The sequence below is a fragment of the Burkholderia latens genome (genome assembly GCF_001718795.1).
GTDB classification, from domain to species: Bacteria; Pseudomonadota; Gammaproteobacteria; order Burkholderiales; family Burkholderiaceae; genus Burkholderia; species Burkholderia latens_A.
Genome location: NZ_CP013435.1, coordinates 1,080,549 through 1,096,829, shown reverse-complemented (window position 1 = coordinate 1,096,829; position 16,281 = coordinate 1,080,549). Strand labels below are relative to the sequence as shown.

The window sequence follows — 16,281 nt, the reverse complement described above, 5'->3', positions numbered from 1 at the left end:
TGCTGCCCCGCGCGACTGCTCGCCGCGCCGGGCTCCGCGGATTCAGACGGCCATCGGCGCCGTCAACGGCTCGTGGTGCCGGTAGCCGACCAGCGAGAAATCGGACGGCTCGACGCGTTCGAGCCATTCGGGCGCATAGACGCCCGTCTTCGCGTAATCGGGCACACGTTCGGCGATCTCGAGCCGCGGGCTGTCGTACGGCTCGCGCGTCAGTTGCTGCTGCAGCATGTCGAGCTGGTTCTCGTAGATGTGCGCGTCGCCGATGAAATACGTGAACCAGCGCGGCGTATAGCCCGTCAGGCGACCGACGAGCGACAGCAGTGCGGCGCCTTCCGTCAGGTTGAACGGCGTGCCGAGCCCGACGTCGTTGCTGCGGATGTAAAGGCACAGCGAGATCTCGCGCTTCGTGACGTTCGGCAGGAATTGATACAGCAGATGGCACGCGGGCAGTGCGATCTGGTCGAGCACGGCCGGATTCCACGCATGGAACAGGATGCGGCGGTCGGCCGGGTTCTCCATGATCGTATCCAGACACTGGCGCAGCTGATCGATCGCCTTGTACAGCAGCACCTTCGGCGCGCCGTCCTCGTCGAAGCGCGTGACGATCCGGAAACCGCGGCGTGTCGCGTCGGCGATCTGCGCGTCGGCGCCCGCGTCGAGCACCTTGTAGCCGGGCCACTGGCGCCACTGGACGCCGTAAACGTCGCCCAGGTCGTCGACACCCTGGCGGTACGGGTTCGCCAGCCACTGCGCGTTGTCGTTCGCATTCGCGTCCCAAACCTTGCAGCCGAGCGCGCGGAAATCGGCCGCGCTGCGCGACGCACGCAGGAAGCCGACCAGCTCGCCGATCGCGGACTTGAACGCGAGTTTCTTGGTCGTGACGGCCGGGAAACCTTGCTGCAGGTCGAACCGCAGCATCGCGCCGGGCATGCTGATGGTGCGGATGCCCGTGCGGTTCTCCTGCCAGGTGCCGGTGTCGAGGATGGTGCGAACGAGGTCGAGATACTGTTTCATGCGGGTTCCTTCGGCCGCGAGGGCGGCCGCACCCGCCAATTTTAGCAAGCGTGGCGCGGAACCTCCGGCACCGGTGGCGTAAACGCACCCAAAGGGTCGCCGCGATCGCGCATGCCGTGCGCACACATCAACCGGTAAAGCGTTACGCGCGACACGCCGAGTTCGCGCGCGGCATCCGCGAAACGGCCGCGATGACGCAGCAGCGCCTGCTCGATCGCTTGCCGCTCGGCCGCTTCCCGCGCCTCGGTCAGCGACACTGGCGCGAGAATCGCGAATTCGTTCAACTCGAGATCGGCTGCGGTAATCATCCGACCTTCCGACATCACGATCGCGCGGCGCACGCGATTGATCAGCTCGCGCACGTTGCCGGGCCACGAATAGCCGTAGAGCGCGGCGATCGCGTCCGGGGAGAAGCCGCGCAGCCGGCGATGCGCATCGCCCTTGAAACGCTCGAGCATGTGCCGCGCCAGCAGTTCGATGTCCTTGCCGCGTGCGCGCAACGGCGGCTCCTCGATCTTCAGCACGCACAACCGATGGAACAGATCCTCGCGGAAACGCCCTTCGCGCAGCGCGGTCTCCATGTCCACGTGCGTCGCACATATCACGCGCACGTCGACCGGCACCGACACGTGCGCGCCGAGCCGCTCGATCTTGCCTTCCTGCAGGAAGCGCAGCAGGCTCGCCTGGCTTTCGAGCGGCAGATCGCCGATCTCGTCGAGGAACAGCGTGCCGCCGTTCGCCGCCTCGACGCGGCCGATCTTGCGCTGGTTCGCACCGGTAAACGCGCCGCGCTCATAGCCGAACAGCTCGGCCTGCAGCAGCGTCGACGGAATCGCGCCGCAGTTGATCGCGACAAACGGCGCATGGGCGCGCGCCGAGCGCTCGTGAATCGCGACGGCCGTCAGTTCCTTGCCGGTGCCCGATTCGCCGGAGATAAAGACGGGTGCATCGGTCGTCGCGACGCGCCGGATCGTCCTGAAGAGTCCGAGCATCGCATCGCAGGTGCCGACCATCTCGCCTTCGGCACGCCCCGCGCCGACAGGCGACGCCACGGGATCGGTCAGCGCGACCATGCCGTGCGCATGGCCGACTGTCTCGACGATGCGCGAAGTCTCGTACGGCATCGTCACGTAGTCGAAGCAATAGTCGCGAATCAGATGTCGCAGCGTGGCGTCCTGCAACTGGCCGCGCCGGGTCGCCGCGATCCAGCCGATGTGCTGGATGGTCAGACACGGTTCGAGTTCGCGCAGATCGGCGGGCCGGAACCCCGGCGAGAAATCGAGCAGGCCGGCGGTCGCCACGCCGTGCTGCACGACACGCCGCACGTCGCGCGCGCTTTCCGCGAGATCGACGCGCCACCCGCATGCGTCGAAATGCCCGCGCAATGCGTCGTTCGGCTCGCGCGAAAAATAGATCACATGCCGCTGCTCGGCTCCCATATACCCACCCCGTTCATCAACCGTCTAACGATTGCCGCACGCAAGCCGCGTGCGAAAAAGGATCGAATCGGGTCAGCCGAAGCGGCTCGATTCGCCATGCCGATGCTCGGCAACGACCAGCCTTGCATGATGGCGCTTATATCGCGTCCAGTTGTTGTGTGGTCCCGACAGCTTGGTTATAGGCGCCGAGTACGACAATCTTATTGCGGCGCGAATGGGCGAGCGGTCGAATCGCTCAGTGGTCGACACAGGTCAATCATCTGCACAGAGCACGCGCAGCGGCCCGCAAATGCATCGACACACGCGCCGATTTTCATCCTTGGCGCGTAGCGGTTGAATCCGCAATATTCCGGAGCACGCTCGTTTCACGACTGAAACATTTCCGCGCATTTTCGCTCGCGACGCTCCGCGCTCGCTCGCGAAGCGCAAGCCCGGCAACGCTGTTCGCGCGATGGCATGCATTTCGCTGAATCCGTGACTGATCGGAGAACGCGACCATGCGAACAACTTTTTCACTGTCTTTCCGGCAGATGGCAATTGCATGCGCGCTTGCGTGTCAGTTCGTGCCGGCACACGCGGAAGAAAGCGCGAAATCCGCACGCGCGCTGCTGCTTGCCGATAACACACCGGATGTGTATCACGACAAGCGGTCCGGCATCGTGCCGGTCGCCGTCCCGCGACCGCGTTCGTCCGACAAGACGTCGGTCACGCTGTGGGACGAGATCGCCCCGCCGGCGCGGCTGCCGGTACCGACGCCCGTGCCGCGTCCCGGCGATGCGCAGCACGCGATGGAGCACAGCGCACCCATCCGCCTCGATCAATGATCCGGCGACGACGGCCCGCGCATCGCAATCGTTGAGGATTACGTATCGAATGAACCATGGCGGCAACTCGCGCCGACTCCGCTGCGTCGACGTCGTGACGCGAACGTTTTTTGTGTCCGTCCCCCGGCGGGCACTCTTTTTATTGAGCAGGTGATGACGGGAAGCCCGCGCATCGCCGTCGCCGGTGGCGATACGCGGGCTTCGACGCTTGCCGGCGCACGCATACCGACGGTGGGCGCGCCGTCCTTCCGGTAGAATCGGCGCCATTCCGGCTTTCCTCCTTCCCGACTTCATGACGACGTTAACCCTGATCGTCGCCCGCGCCCGCAACGGCATCATCGGCCGCGACAACCAGTTGCCCTGGAAACTTCCCGAGGATCTCGCGTTCTTCAAACGCACGACGATGGGTGCGCCGATCGTAATGGGGCGCAAGACCCACGAGTCGATCGGACGGCCGTTGCCGGGCCGCCGCAACATCGTCGTCACGCGCGATTCCGCGCGCCGCTTCGACGGCTGCGACACGGTCACGTCGCTCCCCGACGCGCTCGCACTCGCAGCCCGCGACGGTGCAGCCGAAGCGTTCCTGATCGGCGGCGCGCAACTCTATTCGGAAGGTCTCGGGATCGCCGACAAACTGATCGTCACCGAGATCGACGCAGACTTCGACGGCGACGCGTCGTTTCCGGCACCCGATCCCGCGCACTGGCGCGAAGTGTCGCGCGACTCGCATCGGGCGGCCGCGCCGAACGCGTTCGGCTATGCGTTCGTCGTCTACGAGCGCAAGCGCGACTGACCCGCAACGCGCGACAAAAAAGCCCGACCGGCTCGCACGCGCCGGTCGGGCTGATCACGCATTTCGTTTTTCTGGCGGCCGCTGCCGCGCCGCTTACTGGCCGGCGATCGTCATCTGCTCGATCAACACCGAGCCGGTTTCCTTCGTGCCGCGCACGATCGAATCCGCGCCGATCGCGACGATGTGCCGGAACATCTCCTGCAGCGTGCTCGCGACGGTGATTTCCTCGACCGGATACTGAATCACGCCATTCTCGACCCAGAAGCCGGCGGCCCCGCGCGAATAGTCGCCCGTCACGTAATTCACGCCCTGCCCCATCAGCTCCGTCAGCAGCAGGCCCGTACCGAGCTTCTTCAACATCGCGTCGAAATCGTCACCCGGTTGCGTGTTCGAGCTGCGCAGCGCGAGATTGTGCGAGCCGCCCGCGTTGCCGGTCGTCTGCGTGCCGAGCTTGCGCGCGGAATAGGTCGACAGGAAGTAGCCTTCGACGACGCCGTCCTTGACGACGCTGCGCGCGCGCGTGCGCACGCCTTCTTCGTCGAACGGCGCGCTGCCCATCGCGCGCGGCACGTGCGGATCCTCGACGATCTGGACGTGCGGTGCGAACACCGGCTTGCCGAGGCTGTCGACGAGGAACGACGTCTTGCGGTACAGCGCGCCGCCGCTGACGGCCTGCACGAACGCGCCGAGCAGGCCGGCCGCAAGCGGCGCCTCGAACAGCACGGGCACCTTGCGCGTATCGAGACGGCGCGCACCCATCCGCGCGAGTGCACGCTCGGCCGCGTAACGCCCGACGGCTTCGGGCGCCGCGAGGTCGACCGCGCTGCGCTTCGACGAATACCAGTCGTCGCGCTGCATGTGGCGGCCGCTGCCGGCGATCGGCGCGCACGCGATGTAGTGCCGCGAGTACGGGTAGCCAGCGAGGAAGCCGCGCGACGTCGCGAGCACGAACTGCGAGTGCTGCGCCGACACGCTCGCGCCTTCCGAGTTGCGGATCTGCGGGCTGACCGCAAACGCGGCGTCTTCCGCTCGGCGTGCAAGCGCGACGGCGTCGTCGGCCGTCAGCGCCCACGGATGATAAAGATCGAGGTCGCGCGGGTCGGTCTCAAGCAGCTCGGCTTCCGCGAGGCCCGCCGCATCGTCCTCGGCCGTGAAGCGCGCGATGTTGTACGCGGCGGCGACCGTATCCTTGATCGCGGCCGGCGAGAAATCCGACGTGCTCGCGTTGCCGCGCTTCTTGCCGATGAACACCGTCACGCCGACCATCTTGTCGCGGTTGTGTTCGATCGTCTCGACCTCGCCGCGGCGCACCGACACCGACAGGCCGTCGCCTTCGGAGATTTCGGTCGCGGCGTCGGTCGCGCCGAGCGCCTTCGCATGGCGGAGGATGTCCGACGCGATTTCCTTGAGCTGGTCCTGCGTGTGCGGGAAATAGCGCGCTTGTACGTCGAGATTGGCTGCCATCGTCTTGGTATCCGGTGGCGGGCGGGCGCCCGCATGTTCAAAATGTTGCGTATCCCGCGATCATAGCAAGGTCCGGGGCCCCATACCGACAAGCTTGGGGTGTCCGTGCCGCGATACAATGCCGCCCATGACACGCAAAACCCGAATCCAGCCGATCGAGCATGCCGCCGAAGACGACGACAACGGCTACGATCGCCCCAGCAAATCCCAGTTGAAACGCGAGATGCACGCGCTGCAGGAACTCGGCCAGGCGCTGGTCGACCTGCCGAAAGACGCGCTCAAACGCATGCCGATGCCCGAGGATCTCGCGGACGCCGTGCGCGAGGCGCGCCGGATCACCGATCACGAAGGCAAGCGCCGCCAGCTTCAGTACGTCGGCCGCGTGATGCGGTCGCTGACCGACGACGAAACGGCCGCGCTGCGTACCGCGCTCGACGCCCAGCGAGGCGTGAACAAGGCCGCTACGGCGCGCCTGCACTGGATCGAGCGCACGCGCGAACAGCTGCTCGCGAGCGACGACGCGCTGACAGAATTCCTCCGCAGGCACCCCGAAGCCGACATCCAGGAAGGCCGCACGCTGATCCGCAACGCACGCAAGGAGGCGCAGCAAGGCAAGCCGCCGCGCTATTTCCGCGAGCTGTTCCAGTGGATCAAGACCGCCAGCGGCGCGGACGAAGCGGACGGCGACGCGGCGCCGGACGACGCCGGAGACGACCATGACGACGAAGCGTAATCACCCGGACGAACTCGTGGTCGGCCTCGTGTCGATCAGCGACCGTGCCAGCACGGGCGTCTACGAGGACAAGGGGATTCCGGCGCTGCAACAATGGCTCACTGCCGCGCTCGTGTCGCCGTGGCGCGCCGAAACCCGGCTGATCCAGGACGACGCGCCGACGATCTCGGCCACGCTGACCGAACTCGTCGACGTTGCCGGCTGCGATCTCGTGCTGACAACCGGCGGCACCGGCCCCGCGCGCCGCGACGTGACGCCGGAAGCCACGCTTGCCGTGGCAACGAAGGAAATGCCGGGATTCGGCGAGCAGATGCGGCAGATCAGCCTGAATTTCGTCCCGACCGCGATCCTGTCGCGGCAGGTCGCGGTGATCCGCGAAGCGGCCGGGGCCGACCACGCGGCGCTGATCATCAATTTGCCCGGCCAGCCGAAGTCGATCCGGGAAACGCTCGAAGGGCTGCGCGATGCCGACGGCAAGTCGACGGTACCCGGCATCTTCGCGGCGGTGCCCTATTGCATCGACCTGATCGGCGGCCCGTACATCGAGACCGACGACGCGGTGGTCGCGGCGTTCCGGCCGAAGAGCGCACGGCGCTGAACGCCGATCGAGTGCGGCACGGATGCCGGCCCGCTCAGGCGGCCGGCACGGAATCGCCCGCCGGCGCCGACGCGGCCGGAATCAGGAAATGCTCACGGTAGTACTTCAGTTCGTCGATAGACTCGTGGATGTCGGCGAGCGCCGTGTGCATCGCGCGCTTCTGGAAGCCCTTGTAGATCGCCGGCTGCCAGCGGCGGCACAGCTCCTTCAGCGTGCTCACGTCTAGGTTGCGGTAGTGGAAGAACCGCTCGAATTCCGGCATCCACCGCGCCATGAAGCGGCGGTCCTGGCAGATCGAGTTGCCGCACATCGGCGACTTGCCGGGCGACACGTACTGCGCGAGGAACGCCTGCAGCTGCGCGGCGGCCTCCGCCTCGGTCACGGTCGACGCGCGCACGCGGTCGATCAGCCCCGAACGACCGTGCGTCGACTTGTTCCAGTCGTCCATCTTCGCGAGCGTTTCGTCGCTCTGATGGATCGCGAATACGGGGCCTTCCACCGCGATGTCGAGCGTGGAATTGGTCACGACGACCGCGATTTCGATGATGCGGTCGTTATCCGGGTCGAGGCCCGTCATCTCCATGTCGAGCCAGACGAGGTTCAACTCGTTGCGCACGAGCGCGGGCTGGCTTGCGGAAGCGGCGGTATCGGTCATGAGTCATCCTGGAAAATGGCGGACGGCGGGCGGCATCGCGTGAGCGGGGCCGGTCCGCAAGAACATATAATTCTCGCATAGAACCCTTTGGCGCCTTCGATGTCACCCTTTTCGTTCACCCTGCTGTTCGCGATCGCCGTGGTCGCGATGGTCGTCACCAAGCTGTGGCTCGCGTCGCGGCAGATCCGCTTCGTCGCCGCACACCGCAACGGCGTGCCCGAGCAGTTCAGCAGCACCATTCCGCTGACCGCCCACCAGCGCGCGGCCGACTACACGGTCGAGCGCACGCGGCTCGCGATGTTCGAAATCGTCGTCAGCGCGGCCGTGCTGGTCGGCCTCACGCTGCTCGGCGGCGTCGGCGTGCTCGACACGCTTCTGACGGGGTGGCTCGGCCGAGGCTACGGGCAGCAGGTCGCGCTCGTCGCCGCGGTGCTCGTGATCACGGGCGCGATCGACGTGCCGTTCGAGTACTATCGCCAGTTCGGGATCGAGCAGCGCTTCGGCTTCAATCGAATGACGAAGCGCCTGTTCTTCACCGACATGCTGAAAAACACGGTGCTCGGCGCGGTGTTGGGCCTGCCGCTGCTGTTCGTCGTGCTGTGGCTGATGAACCAGGCCGGCAGCCTGTGGTGGATGTGGACGTGGGCCGTATGGGTCGCGTTCCAGATGCTCGTACTGCTGATCTACCCGACCTTCATCGCCCCGCTCTTCAACAAGTTCGAGCCGCTGACGGACGAGGCGCTGCGCGCGCGCATCGAGTCGCTGATGAAACGCTGCGGCTTCGCGGCGAAAGGCCTGTTCGTGATGGACGGCAGCCGCCGCTCCGCACACGGCAACGCGTATTTCACCGGCTTCGGCGCATCGAAGCGGATCGTGTTCTTCGACACGCTGCTCGCGCGGCTGTCCGGTCAGGAAATCGAGGCCGTGCTCGCGCACGAACTCGGCCACTTCAAGCGCCGTCACGTGATGAAGCGGATGCTCGTGTCGTTCGTGCTCAGCCTCGTGCTGCTCGCGCTGCTCGGCTGGCTCGCGCAGCGTACGTGGTTCTACACGGGGCTCGGCGTCACGCCGTCGCTCGAGTCGAGCAATGCGGGCGCCGCGCTCGTGCTGTTCTTCCTCGCGATCCCCGTGTTCCTGTTCTTCGCGACGCCGTTCAGCAGCCTCACGTCGCGCAAGCATGAGTTCGAGGCCGACGCATTCGCTGCCAGCCAGACCGACGCGCAGGACCTCGTCAGCGCGCTCGTGAAGCTCTACGAGGACAACGCGTCGACGCTCACGCCCGATCCCGTCTACACGGCCTTCTACTACTCGCATCCGCCCGCGTCGCAGCGGATCGACCGCCTGATGCAGCACGCATGAGCCGGCCGACCTCCCGCAAGCCGGCTCCCCGCGCATCAGGTGCGCCGCGGGTCGAAGGCCGCGTGATCGCGGCGCACGGTCGCCACTACATCGTCGCGCCCGACGACGGCGGCCCGATGCTGCAATGCTTCCCGCGCGGCAAGAAGAGCGAAATTGCGGTCGGCGATCGCGTCGTGTACGAACAGGCATCGGCCGATCAGGGTGTGATCGTCGAAATCGGCGAGCGGCGCAACCTGCTGTACCGCTCCGACCAGTTCAAGTCGAAGCTGTTCGCGGCGAACCTCGACCAGTTGCTGATCGTGCTCGCGACCGAACCCTATTTCAGCGAGGACCTGCTCGGCCGGGCGCTGATCGCGGCCGAGGCGAACGAACTGAAACCGCTCGTCGCGCTGAACAAGATCGACGTCGAGGCCGCGCTGCCGGTCGCCCGCGAGCGTCTGGCACCGTACCGCGCGCTCGGCTACGACGTGCTCGAACTATCGGTGAAGGGCGCGCCCGACGATGCGCGCGCGCAGTTGATGCCGCACCTGGCCGGCCATTCGACGATCCTGCTCGGCCAGTCGGGGATGGGCAAGTCGACGCTAGTGAACCTGCTCGTGCCCGATGCCGAAGCCGCGACCCGTGAAATCTCGGCCGCGCTCAACAGCGGACGCCATACCACAACGTTCACGCGCCTCTACCCGCTCGACGGCGGCGGTGCGCTGATCGATTCGCCGGGCTTCCAGGAGTTCGGCCTCTATCACCTGACCGAAGGCCGGCTCGAGCGCGCTTTTCCGGAGTTCCGGCCGTTGCTTGCGGACTGCCGTTTCTATAATTGCCATCATCTGCACGAGCCCGGCTGCGCGATTCTCGAAGCCGTCGCCGACGGCCGCATTGCGCCGTCCCGGCATGCGCTGTATGCGCAACTCGTGCACGAGGCAAGCCAGATCGTTCGCTGAGTTCTCGGCAGACGGAAGACGGCCGGACCGGAGCCGGCGTTCACCGACAGGAGCCGCGATGCGCTTCAAGGCCCCCGACCTCGCCACCGCGCAGCACTGGGCGAACGTGCTGCAGGCGGCCGGCATCGGCTGCGAGCTGCACAACTGCTACGCGACCGGCGCGCTCGGCGGCCTGCCGGCCGACGCGTGCACGCCGGAGCTATGGCTCGACGACGAGCGCGACGATGCGCTCGCACGGCGCCTGCTCGACGCTGCATCGCACGACCCGTCGCCCGGTGCCGTCGCGTGGCGTTGCCGCCAATGCGGCGAGCTGCTCGAGGCCCAGTTCACCGCTTGCTGGCAATGCGGCGCGGTACGCGATCCGCTCGACGACTGAACACAATGACCTGACCCACAGCGAAAAGGCCGGCATCGAGCCGGCCTTTGCATTTCATCGCGCGCCGCGCGAGCGTGTCACGAAACCCAGACTGCCAACGTCAGCATCAACAACAGGATCATCCACAGAATCACCGCGCGCCACACCAGGCCGACCGCCGACTGCAGCGTGCGCGGCGTGCAATCGTCGCCGACCGTCAGCGGGCCGCTGTCGCCGACTGCCAGCGCGTCGAGGCTCGACGGCTCCGCAAGCGGCCCCGCGAGGCGTGCGCCGAGCGCACCGCTGCCGGCCGCGAGCAGCACACCGTCGTTCGGATCGGGCCACTGACGTGTGTGATTGCGCCACGCGTAGATCGCGTCCTCGAAGTTGCCGACGATCGCGAAACCGAGCGCAGTCAGTCGCGACGGAATCCAGTCGATCACGAAGAATGCGCGCTGAGCGAACGTCGAGAACGCGACCGTGCGCTCGTCGCCCGGCGTCGACCAGCTGCGCGCGAGATATTCGGAGATGCGGTACAGCACGGCGCCGGCCGGCCCGATCGGCAGCACGTACCAGAAGAACACGCCGAACACGTGGCGATGCGATGCAACGACCGCATGAATCAGCGTATGACGGACGATTTCGCCGACCGGCATGTCGACCGTATCGAGGCCCGTCCACTCATGCAGAATCTCGCGTGCACGCGGCACGTCGTCGTTGTTGAGCGCGAGGTGGATGTCGGTGAAGTAATGGCTGAACTGGCGGAAGCCGAGCGTGAAATAGACGACGACGACGTTCCAGATGAACGCGAGCACGAAGCTCACCTTGTACAGCAGGAAGTAGATCAGTGCGACGACCAGTACCCATGGCAGCACGACCGCGAGCCACGCGAGCACGCCGTGTTTTTGCTTGCCGGCGTCGAGGCCATGCGCGACGGTTTCCGCATGAAACTGGAACAGTGCGAACACCGGATTGCTCGGCGACAACGCGCGGACCTGTTCGATGATGAGAGCGAGAAGAACCGAGAAGAAAGTCATGCGTGGCGCCGTCTTCGGAGTTATGTCATTTTTTGCATAACGATAGCACAGCGTAAGCAACGGATGGCTGCCGACGCGACGGGCCGCGGGCCGGCCGCGCGCGCAGGTTCCGGCGCTCGCCTATCCGGCCGCCAAGAAGCGGTACAGATTGCGCAACATGCCTGCAGTTGCGCCCCAGATGAAGTAATGGCCGGTCGATGCGTCATTCGGATAAGGCATCGCAAAAAAACGACGCTCGCCGCCTTCCCAGCGGAACACGCGCACCTGGTGGTTCGCGGGGCTCATCAGGAATGCGAGCGGCACCTCGAAAATCTCGGCGACTTCGAACGTGTCGGCCTGAACGGTAAACGGTGGATGCACGAGCGCCACCACGGGCGTTACGCAGAAGCCGGTGCCCGTCAGATAGTCGGGCAGCGCACCGAGGACCTCCACCGGCTCTGCGGGCAATCCGATCTCCTCCTTCGCTTCGCGCAACGCGGTCGCGGTCGCGTCGCGATCGAACGGCTCCCGCCGCCCGCCGGGGAAACTGATCTGACCGGCATGGTCGTTCAGATGGTCCGCGCGCTGCGTCAGCAGCACGGTGAGGCCGCTCTCGCGCACGACGAGCGGAACGAGGACGGCGGCGCTGCGCGGATCGACGCCGTCCTGCAACCGCACCTCGGCAGGTTCAACGCTCCATTCGAGCGTGCGCGCGAAACGTTCGCGCAACCCGGGCGGCGTCATCAGCCGGGGATCGATGGACGGCAGGCCGGCGCCGGTGCCTTCGACCGGCAGCACTTCGGGGTCAATGATGGGGCGGCGATTCAATGGGGCTCTCGGATTCGTGTCGTATCGAGCATATTGTCGCGCCAGAATGAAAAAAGCACCCGGGAGGGTGCTTTTTCCTTACAGCTCTTACTCTTGGGAAGCTGCTGCGGCGCGATCCTTCGACACCAGCTTTTCCTTGATTCGAGCCGACTTGCCCGAACGCTCGCGCAGGTAGTACAGCTTCGCACGGCGCACATCACCGCGACGCTTCACGACGATGCTCGCCAGCAGCGGCGAGTAGGTCTGGAACGTACGCTCGACGCCTTCGCCCGACGAGATCTTGCGGACGATGAAGTTCGAGTTCAGGCCACGGTTGCGCTTTGCGATCACAACGCCTTCGTACGCCTGAACGCGCTTGCGGTTACCTTCAACCACGTTCACGTTCACGATCACCGTGTCGCCCGGGGCGAATTCGGGGATCGTCTTGCCGGCGAGCGCGCGCTCGATCTCTTCCTGCTCAAGTTTTGCGATCAGATTCATCACTGACTCCTAAAGCCATCTTGTCGGCGTTTGCGCCCGCCTGCTTCCAGGCCTGGCCCCGATAGAGGATGGATTCACATCAGGCACCGCGCACGCATGCACGGCACCGCCATTTCCCGCCCGCGACGCCGCCTCAGGAGGCGTCCTTCGCTTCGCGTGCGAGGTTCGCAAGCCACGCCTCGTCGGCACGACTCAGCAACTTCTCGCGGCGCGCCCGGACGATCAGGTCCGGCCGCTTCCGCAACGTATTTCTCAATGCTTCCTGGCGCCGCCACTTCTCGATCTCGGCATGATGCCCGCCGAGCAGCACGTCCGGCACGCGCACCCCTTCGTACTCCTCGGGGCGCGTGTAATGCGGACAATCCAGCAGCCCGTCTGCGAAGCTGTCCTGCACCGCCGACTGCGCATCGTTCAGCACGCCGGGCAGCAGCCGCACGACGGCATCCATCATCGCCATCGCCGGCAACTCGCCGCCGGACAGAACGAAATCGCCGAGGCTGATCTCCTCGTCGACGCAACGATCGAGCAGTCGCTGATCGATCGCCTCGTATCGGCCGCACAGCACGATGACGCCCGGCTCCTGCGCCATTCGCATCGCCCGCTCGTGCGTGAACGGCGCACCCTGCGGCGACATCATTACCACGCGGGTGCTCGCGATGCCCTGCTCCGCCTGCGCCGCCTTCGCAGCCCCGATCGCGGCCTCGAGCGGCCTAGCCAGCATCACCATGCCCGGACCGCCGCCGTACGGCCGATCATCGACCGTGCGGTAGTTGTCCGTCGTGAAATCACGCGGATTCCAGGTACGCAACCCAAAGCGCTCCTGCTTCACAGCCCGGCTGGTGATACCCCAGTCGGTCAGTGCGCGGAACATTTCGGGAAAGAGCGTGACGACGTCGAACTGCACCGCGCTCTCCGTAACCTGGTTCATTAGTAATCGGCTTCCCAGTCGACGACGATGCGACGCGCCGCCTGATCCACCGTCTTGACGTAGACGCCGACGAACGGGATCAGCCGTTCGCTGGTGGCCGGCCGGCCATCCTTGCCGACTGCCGGATACTCGACGCGCATGATCGAATGCACGCCGTTGTCGATCATCCCGCTCACCGTCCCAAGCGCCACCGATTGCTCGTTGACGACGTCGAGACCGATCAGGTCGACCCAATAGAATTCGTCCGCGGCCAATGCCGGGAAATCCTCCCGGCGCACGAACACGCGAAAGCCGCGCAAAGCGAGTGCGGCATCGCGGTCGCCGACACCCGCGGGTTGCGCGACGACCGTGTCGCCGTGCGTCTTCGACTGCAGGATGCGGGCGGACAACCGCTCCCCACCCTTTTCCAGCCACCAGCGGCGCGCGTTGAGCAGCGCATCGCCGCCGCGGCCTGCGTCGGCATGCGTCGCCACCTTGACCCAGCCTTTCAGGCCATAGGCGTCGACTACCGCCCCGACCTCGACAGCATCGTCGGGCCAGGCTTGCACCGCTTCGAGACTGCCCTGCTCGGCAGCCATACCGGCGCCCGCGACAACGTCGCGCCCGACCGGCTTGCGGACGAATGCGCCAAATGACGCTCGCCCGCGCTTTGCGTTACCGGAATCGTGACCGGACATCAATGCTCCTTGCAGCCGGCACGACCGGCACACCGCGCCATGTTAGGCAGCCGGTTGCGCCTTTTGCGCTTCCTTCACGAGACGCTGGACGGTCGGCGACAGTTGTGCGCCAACGCCTTGCCAGTACGTCAGGCGATCCTGAGCGATACGCAGCGATTCGCCCTTCGTGGCGACCGGGTTGTAGAAGCCGACGCGCTCGATGAAGCGGCCGTCACGACGGTTACGCGAATCGGTAGCGACGATGTTGTAGAACGGGCGCTTCTTCGAGCCGCCGCGAGCCAGACGGATGATAACCATATGAAATCCTTCGGGAAAACCGGGTTCGAAACTACTGAAACATGCGATTATAGCCGGAAACCAAAGCCACAACAAACACTTACGCGCAAAAATTCGGCGGACGTGCTGTCCGCCGGACATACAATCGTCGTGTTCCCCAATGCTTCCCGCCGCCATGCCGCTATTTTGCGCCCCCCGCGCACGTCATGCGCAGCACCGCCTCGCGGGCGTGCTGGCGGCCATTGTCGCCTGCGGTGCGTCGGCTGCCGCTTGCGCCGCGCCACCGGTGGACGAGCTCGTCGTGCCGCCCGGTTTCCACGTCGACGTACTGACCGACGCCGTGCCGGCGGCCCGGGAGATGGCATGGTCGCCGCGCGGAATCCTGTATGTCGGCTCGCGCGAAGGCCGCGTCCAGGCCCTTGCGATGCACGAGGGCCGGATCACAGCCCGCTACGTGATCGCAGCCGGGCTCGACATGCCGGTCGGCGTCGCCTATCGCGATGGCGCGCTCTATATTTCCGCCGTGTCGCGCATTCTGCGCATCGACCATGTCGACGACCGGCTCGCGAAACCGCCCGCCCCGGTAGTCGTAACGGACGCGCTTCCGACCGATCACCACCACGGCTGGAAATTCATCGCGTTCGGCCCCGACGGCAAGCTTTACGTGCCAGTCGGCGCGCCCTGCAACGTGTGCCTGCGCGACCGCGACCGCTACGCGATCATCGCCCGCATGAACGCCGATGGCAGCGGACGCGAGGTGTTCGCCCGCGGTGTGCGCAATACCGTCGGCTTCGCATGGCACCCCGACTCGGGAGAACTGTGGTTCACCGACAACGGCCGCGACCTGATGGGCGACGACGCGCCCGACGACAAGCTGAACCGCGCTCCGCGCGCGGGCCTGGACTTCGGCTTTCCCTACTGCCATGGCGGCGACCGGCCCGACCCGGAATTCGGGAGCCCCGACGTGTGCCGCCGCTATGTGCCGCCGGTGCTGAAACTCGGCGCACACGTTGCGGCACTGGGCATGCGGTTCTATACGGGGCCGATGTTTCCGGCGTCGTATCGGAACAACGTCTTCATTGCCGAGCACGGTTCGTGGAATCGCAGCACGAAGGTCGGCTACCGCGTGATGCGCGCGGTCGTGTCCGCGGACGGCAGTCACGCGCGAGAGACGCCCTTCATCACGGGCTGGCTGCGCGCTGACGGCACTGTATGGGGACGGCCGGCCGACGTACTGCCACTGCCGGACGGCTCGCTGCTCGTCAGCGACGACTACGCCGGGGCGATCTACCGCGTCACTTATGCGGCACCTTGACGCAGGTGACGGGTGACCCACGTGGACCGGGCATCGTAGAATGCGTGCCGGGCCAAGCGCCCGCGCCGGCCCGCCGCCGCCCATGCCAACGATAATCCGCCGCCACTCATGTCCAGCAGCACCGCATCGTCCCGCCGTTTCCGCTCCAAGACGCTCACCGCCGCGCTCGCGTTTCTGTTCGGTTCGCTCGGCGCGCATCGCTTCTACCTGTACGGCTTTCGCGACGTGTACGGCTGGGCGCACCTGCTCGCAACGATCGTCGGAATTCCCGGCTTTCTGCTGCTCGCGGCAACCCAGCGCACGGCCACGCTCGGCTGGTGGCTGGCTGTGCCCGGCGCGATCTCGCTGCTGGCCGCGTTCCTCGCTGCGCTCGTCTACGGGCTGCGTCCCGACGAAAAATGGGATGCGCAATTCAATGCCGACACGGGCAAGCAGAGCCGCTCTGGCTGGACGGTGATCTTCATCGTAATCTTCTCGCTGTTGATCGGCGCGTTCTTGCTGATGACCGCGCTCGCGCTGTCGTTCCAGACGTACTTCGAATCGCAAGTCGAAGCGGCGAAGCAGATTTCGCAGTAAGCGCAGCCGCGCC

The 16,281-nt window shown here is 66.0% G+C and carries 19 protein-coding genes; 9 read left to right on the top strand and 10 right to left on the bottom strand.

All coding sequences use genetic code 11. From position 1 onward, the window contains the following. Positions 1-42: 42 nt before the first annotated feature. Both WK25_RS05145 and WK25_RS05140 read right to left on the bottom strand, forming a co-directional pair. Positions 43-1,014: a thymidylate synthase gene (locus tag WK25_RS05145; RefSeq protein ID WP_040144906.1), complete on the bottom strand. Its 972-nt coding sequence runs from the start codon at positions 1,012-1,014 to the stop codon at positions 43-45. Positions 1,015-1,055: 41 nt separating this feature from the next. Beyond that, complete coding sequence (locus WK25_RS05140; protein WP_040143726.1) at positions 1,056-2,453, bottom strand: sigma-54 dependent transcriptional regulator; 1,398 nt, start codon at positions 2,451-2,453, stop codon at positions 1,056-1,058. A gap of 497 nt (positions 2,454-2,950) precedes the next feature. On the opposite strand from WK25_RS05140, the gene WK25_RS05135 reads away from it, so the two are divergent. After that, complete coding sequence (locus WK25_RS05135) at positions 2,951-3,277, top strand: hypothetical protein (protein WP_069241124.1); 327 nt, start codon at positions 2,951-2,953, stop codon at positions 3,275-3,277. Positions 3,278-3,569: 292 nt separating this feature from the next. Further along, positions 3,570-4,070 carry a dihydrofolate reductase gene (locus tag WK25_RS05130; protein ID WP_069241123.1) on the top strand — a complete coding sequence of 167 codons (501 nt, stop codon included), beginning with the start codon at positions 3,570-3,572 and terminating at the stop codon, positions 4,068-4,070. A gap of 93 nt (positions 4,071-4,163) precedes the next feature. Here WK25_RS05130 and pmbA read toward each other — a convergent pair whose 3' ends face one another. Next, positions 4,164-5,534, bottom strand: coding sequence for a metalloprotease PmbA (gene pmbA, locus WK25_RS05125; protein WP_059543806.1), 1,371 nt, complete (start codon positions 5,532-5,534; stop codon positions 4,164-4,166). A 127-nt stretch (positions 5,535-5,661) separates the two neighbouring features. Between pmbA and yjgA the strand changes: the two genes are divergently transcribed. Then, positions 5,662-6,267 (top strand): ribosome biogenesis factor YjgA, encoded by a 606-nt coding sequence (gene yjgA, locus WK25_RS05120; protein ID WP_272481896.1) that lies wholly within the window; start codon positions 5,662-5,664, stop codon positions 6,265-6,267. Next, the gene (gene mog, locus WK25_RS05115; protein ID WP_083252960.1) at positions 6,251-6,865 is read left to right on the top strand and encodes a molybdopterin adenylyltransferase; all 615 of its coding nucleotides are present in this window, start codon (positions 6,251-6,253) and stop codon (positions 6,863-6,865) included. The genes yjgA and mog overlap by 17 nt, the downstream gene beginning before the upstream one ends. Before the next feature lie 34 nt (positions 6,866-6,899). On the opposite strand, the gene orn is transcribed toward mog, so the two are convergent. After that, on the bottom strand, positions 6,900-7,520 hold the full coding sequence (gene orn / locus WK25_RS05110) for an oligoribonuclease (protein WP_040143720.1): 621 nt from the start codon (positions 7,518-7,520) through the stop codon (positions 6,900-6,902). 99 nt (positions 7,521-7,619) lie between these two features. On the opposite strand from orn, the gene WK25_RS05105 reads away from it, so the two are divergent. The 3 genes from WK25_RS05105 to WK25_RS05095 are packed head-to-tail and all read left to right on the top strand — an operon-like array spanning position 7,620 to position 10,193. After that, the gene (locus WK25_RS05105; RefSeq protein WP_040143719.1) at positions 7,620-8,879 is read left to right on the top strand and encodes a M48 family metallopeptidase; all 1,260 of its coding nucleotides are present in this window, start codon (positions 7,620-7,622) and stop codon (positions 8,877-8,879) included. Next, a complete protein-coding gene (gene rsgA / locus WK25_RS05100) occupies positions 8,876-9,817 on the top strand; it encodes a ribosome small subunit-dependent GTPase A (RefSeq protein ID WP_069241121.1) in 942 nt (313 codons plus the stop codon). The genes WK25_RS05105 and rsgA overlap by 4 nt, the downstream gene beginning before the upstream one ends. A gap of 58 nt (positions 9,818-9,875) precedes the next feature. Further along, positions 9,876-10,193: a putative signal transducing protein gene (locus WK25_RS05095; protein ID WP_069241120.1), complete on the top strand. Its 318-nt coding sequence runs from the start codon at positions 9,876-9,878 to the stop codon at positions 10,191-10,193. Between the two features lie 77 nt (positions 10,194-10,270). On the opposite strand, the gene WK25_RS05090 is transcribed toward WK25_RS05095, so the two are convergent. From WK25_RS05090 to rpsP, 6 genes are all read right to left on the bottom strand, one after another. Continuing rightward, complete coding sequence (locus tag WK25_RS05090) at positions 10,271-11,209, bottom strand: CobD/CbiB family protein (protein ID WP_040143716.1); 939 nt, start codon at positions 11,207-11,209, stop codon at positions 10,271-10,273. Between the two features lie 120 nt (positions 11,210-11,329). Next, positions 11,330-12,016, bottom strand: coding sequence for a CoA pyrophosphatase (locus WK25_RS05085; RefSeq protein WP_069241119.1), 687 nt, complete (start codon positions 12,014-12,016; stop codon positions 11,330-11,332). 87 nt (positions 12,017-12,103) lie between these two features. Further along, complete coding sequence (gene rplS / locus WK25_RS05080) at positions 12,104-12,496, bottom strand: 50S ribosomal protein L19 (protein WP_040143714.1); 393 nt, start codon at positions 12,494-12,496, stop codon at positions 12,104-12,106. A gap of 133 nt (positions 12,497-12,629) precedes the next feature. Then, entirely contained in the window at positions 12,630-13,424 is a 795-nt protein-coding gene (gene trmD / locus WK25_RS05075) for a tRNA (guanosine(37)-N1)-methyltransferase TrmD (RefSeq protein WP_040143713.1), read from the bottom strand. After that, complete coding sequence (rimM, locus tag WK25_RS05070; protein WP_069241118.1) at positions 13,424-14,101, bottom strand: ribosome maturation factor RimM; 678 nt, start codon at positions 14,099-14,101, stop codon at positions 13,424-13,426. Before rimM ends, trmD begins: the two co-directional genes overlap by 1 nt. A gap of 42 nt (positions 14,102-14,143) precedes the next feature. After that, entirely contained in the window at positions 14,144-14,398 is a 255-nt protein-coding gene (rpsP, locus tag WK25_RS05065; protein ID WP_006476550.1) for a 30S ribosomal protein S16, read from the bottom strand. A gap of 154 nt (positions 14,399-14,552) precedes the next feature. On the opposite strand from rpsP, the gene WK25_RS05060 reads away from it, so the two are divergent. Both WK25_RS05060 and WK25_RS05055 read left to right on the top strand, forming a co-directional pair. Next, positions 14,553-15,692 (top strand): PQQ-dependent sugar dehydrogenase, encoded by a 1,140-nt coding sequence (locus WK25_RS05060; protein ID WP_069241117.1) that lies wholly within the window; start codon positions 14,553-14,555, stop codon positions 15,690-15,692. 108 nt (positions 15,693-15,800) lie between these two features. Beyond that, positions 15,801-16,268 carry an NINE protein gene (locus tag WK25_RS05055; RefSeq protein ID WP_040143710.1) on the top strand — a complete coding sequence of 156 codons (468 nt, stop codon included), beginning with the start codon at positions 15,801-15,803 and terminating at the stop codon, positions 16,266-16,268. The last annotated feature ends 13 nt before the right edge of the window (positions 16,269-16,281 follow it).

Excerpts from the sequence above, each read along its gene's own strand:
- trmD (WP_040143713.1), bottom strand. The coding sequence starts at position 13,424 with ATGAACCAGGTTACGGAGAGCGCGGTGCAGTTCGACGTCGTCACGCTC.
- WK25_RS05135 (WP_069241124.1), top strand. The coding sequence starts at position 2,951 with ATGCGAACAACTTTTTCACTGTCTTTCCGGCAGATGGCAATTGCATGC.
- pmbA (WP_059543806.1), bottom strand. The coding sequence starts at position 5,534 with ATGGCAGCCAATCTCGACGTACAAGCGCGCTATTTCCCGCACACGCAG.
- rsgA (WP_069241121.1), top strand. The coding sequence starts at position 8,876 with ATGAGCCGGCCGACCTCCCGCAAGCCGGCTCCCCGCGCATCAGGTGCG.
- WK25_RS05145 (WP_040144906.1), bottom strand. The coding sequence starts at position 1,014 with ATGAAACAGTATCTCGACCTCGTTCGCACCATCCTCGACACCGGCACC.
- yjgA (WP_272481896.1), top strand. The coding sequence starts at position 5,662 with ATGACACGCAAAACCCGAATCCAGCCGATCGAGCATGCCGCCGAAGAC.
- orn (WP_040143720.1), bottom strand. The coding sequence starts at position 7,520 with ATGACCGATACCGCCGCTTCCGCAAGCCAGCCCGCGCTCGTGCGCAAC.
- WK25_RS05055 (WP_040143710.1), top strand. The coding sequence starts at position 15,801 with ATGTCCAGCAGCACCGCATCGTCCCGCCGTTTCCGCTCCAAGACGCTC.
- WK25_RS05130 (WP_069241123.1), top strand. The coding sequence starts at position 3,570 with ATGACGACGTTAACCCTGATCGTCGCCCGCGCCCGCAACGGCATCATC.
- WK25_RS05140 (WP_040143726.1), bottom strand. The coding sequence starts at position 2,453 with ATGGGAGCCGAGCAGCGGCATGTGATCTATTTTTCGCGCGAGCCGAAC.
- WK25_RS05090 (WP_040143716.1), bottom strand. The coding sequence starts at position 11,209 with ATGACTTTCTTCTCGGTTCTTCTCGCTCTCATCATCGAACAGGTCCGC.
- WK25_RS05105 (WP_040143719.1), top strand. The coding sequence starts at position 7,620 with ATGTCACCCTTTTCGTTCACCCTGCTGTTCGCGATCGCCGTGGTCGCG.
- rimM (WP_069241118.1), bottom strand. The coding sequence starts at position 14,101 with ATGTCCGGTCACGATTCCGGTAACGCAAAGCGCGGGCGAGCGTCATTT.
- WK25_RS05095 (WP_069241120.1), top strand. The coding sequence starts at position 9,876 with ATGCGCTTCAAGGCCCCCGACCTCGCCACCGCGCAGCACTGGGCGAAC.
- rplS (WP_040143714.1), bottom strand. The coding sequence starts at position 12,496 with ATGAATCTGATCGCAAAACTTGAGCAGGAAGAGATCGAGCGCGCGCTC.
- WK25_RS05060 (WP_069241117.1), top strand. The coding sequence starts at position 14,553 with ATGCCGCTATTTTGCGCCCCCCGCGCACGTCATGCGCAGCACCGCCTC.
- rpsP (WP_006476550.1), bottom strand. The coding sequence starts at position 14,398 with ATGGTTATCATCCGTCTGGCTCGCGGCGGCTCGAAGAAGCGCCCGTTC.
- mog (WP_083252960.1), top strand. The coding sequence starts at position 6,251 with ATGACGACGAAGCGTAATCACCCGGACGAACTCGTGGTCGGCCTCGTG.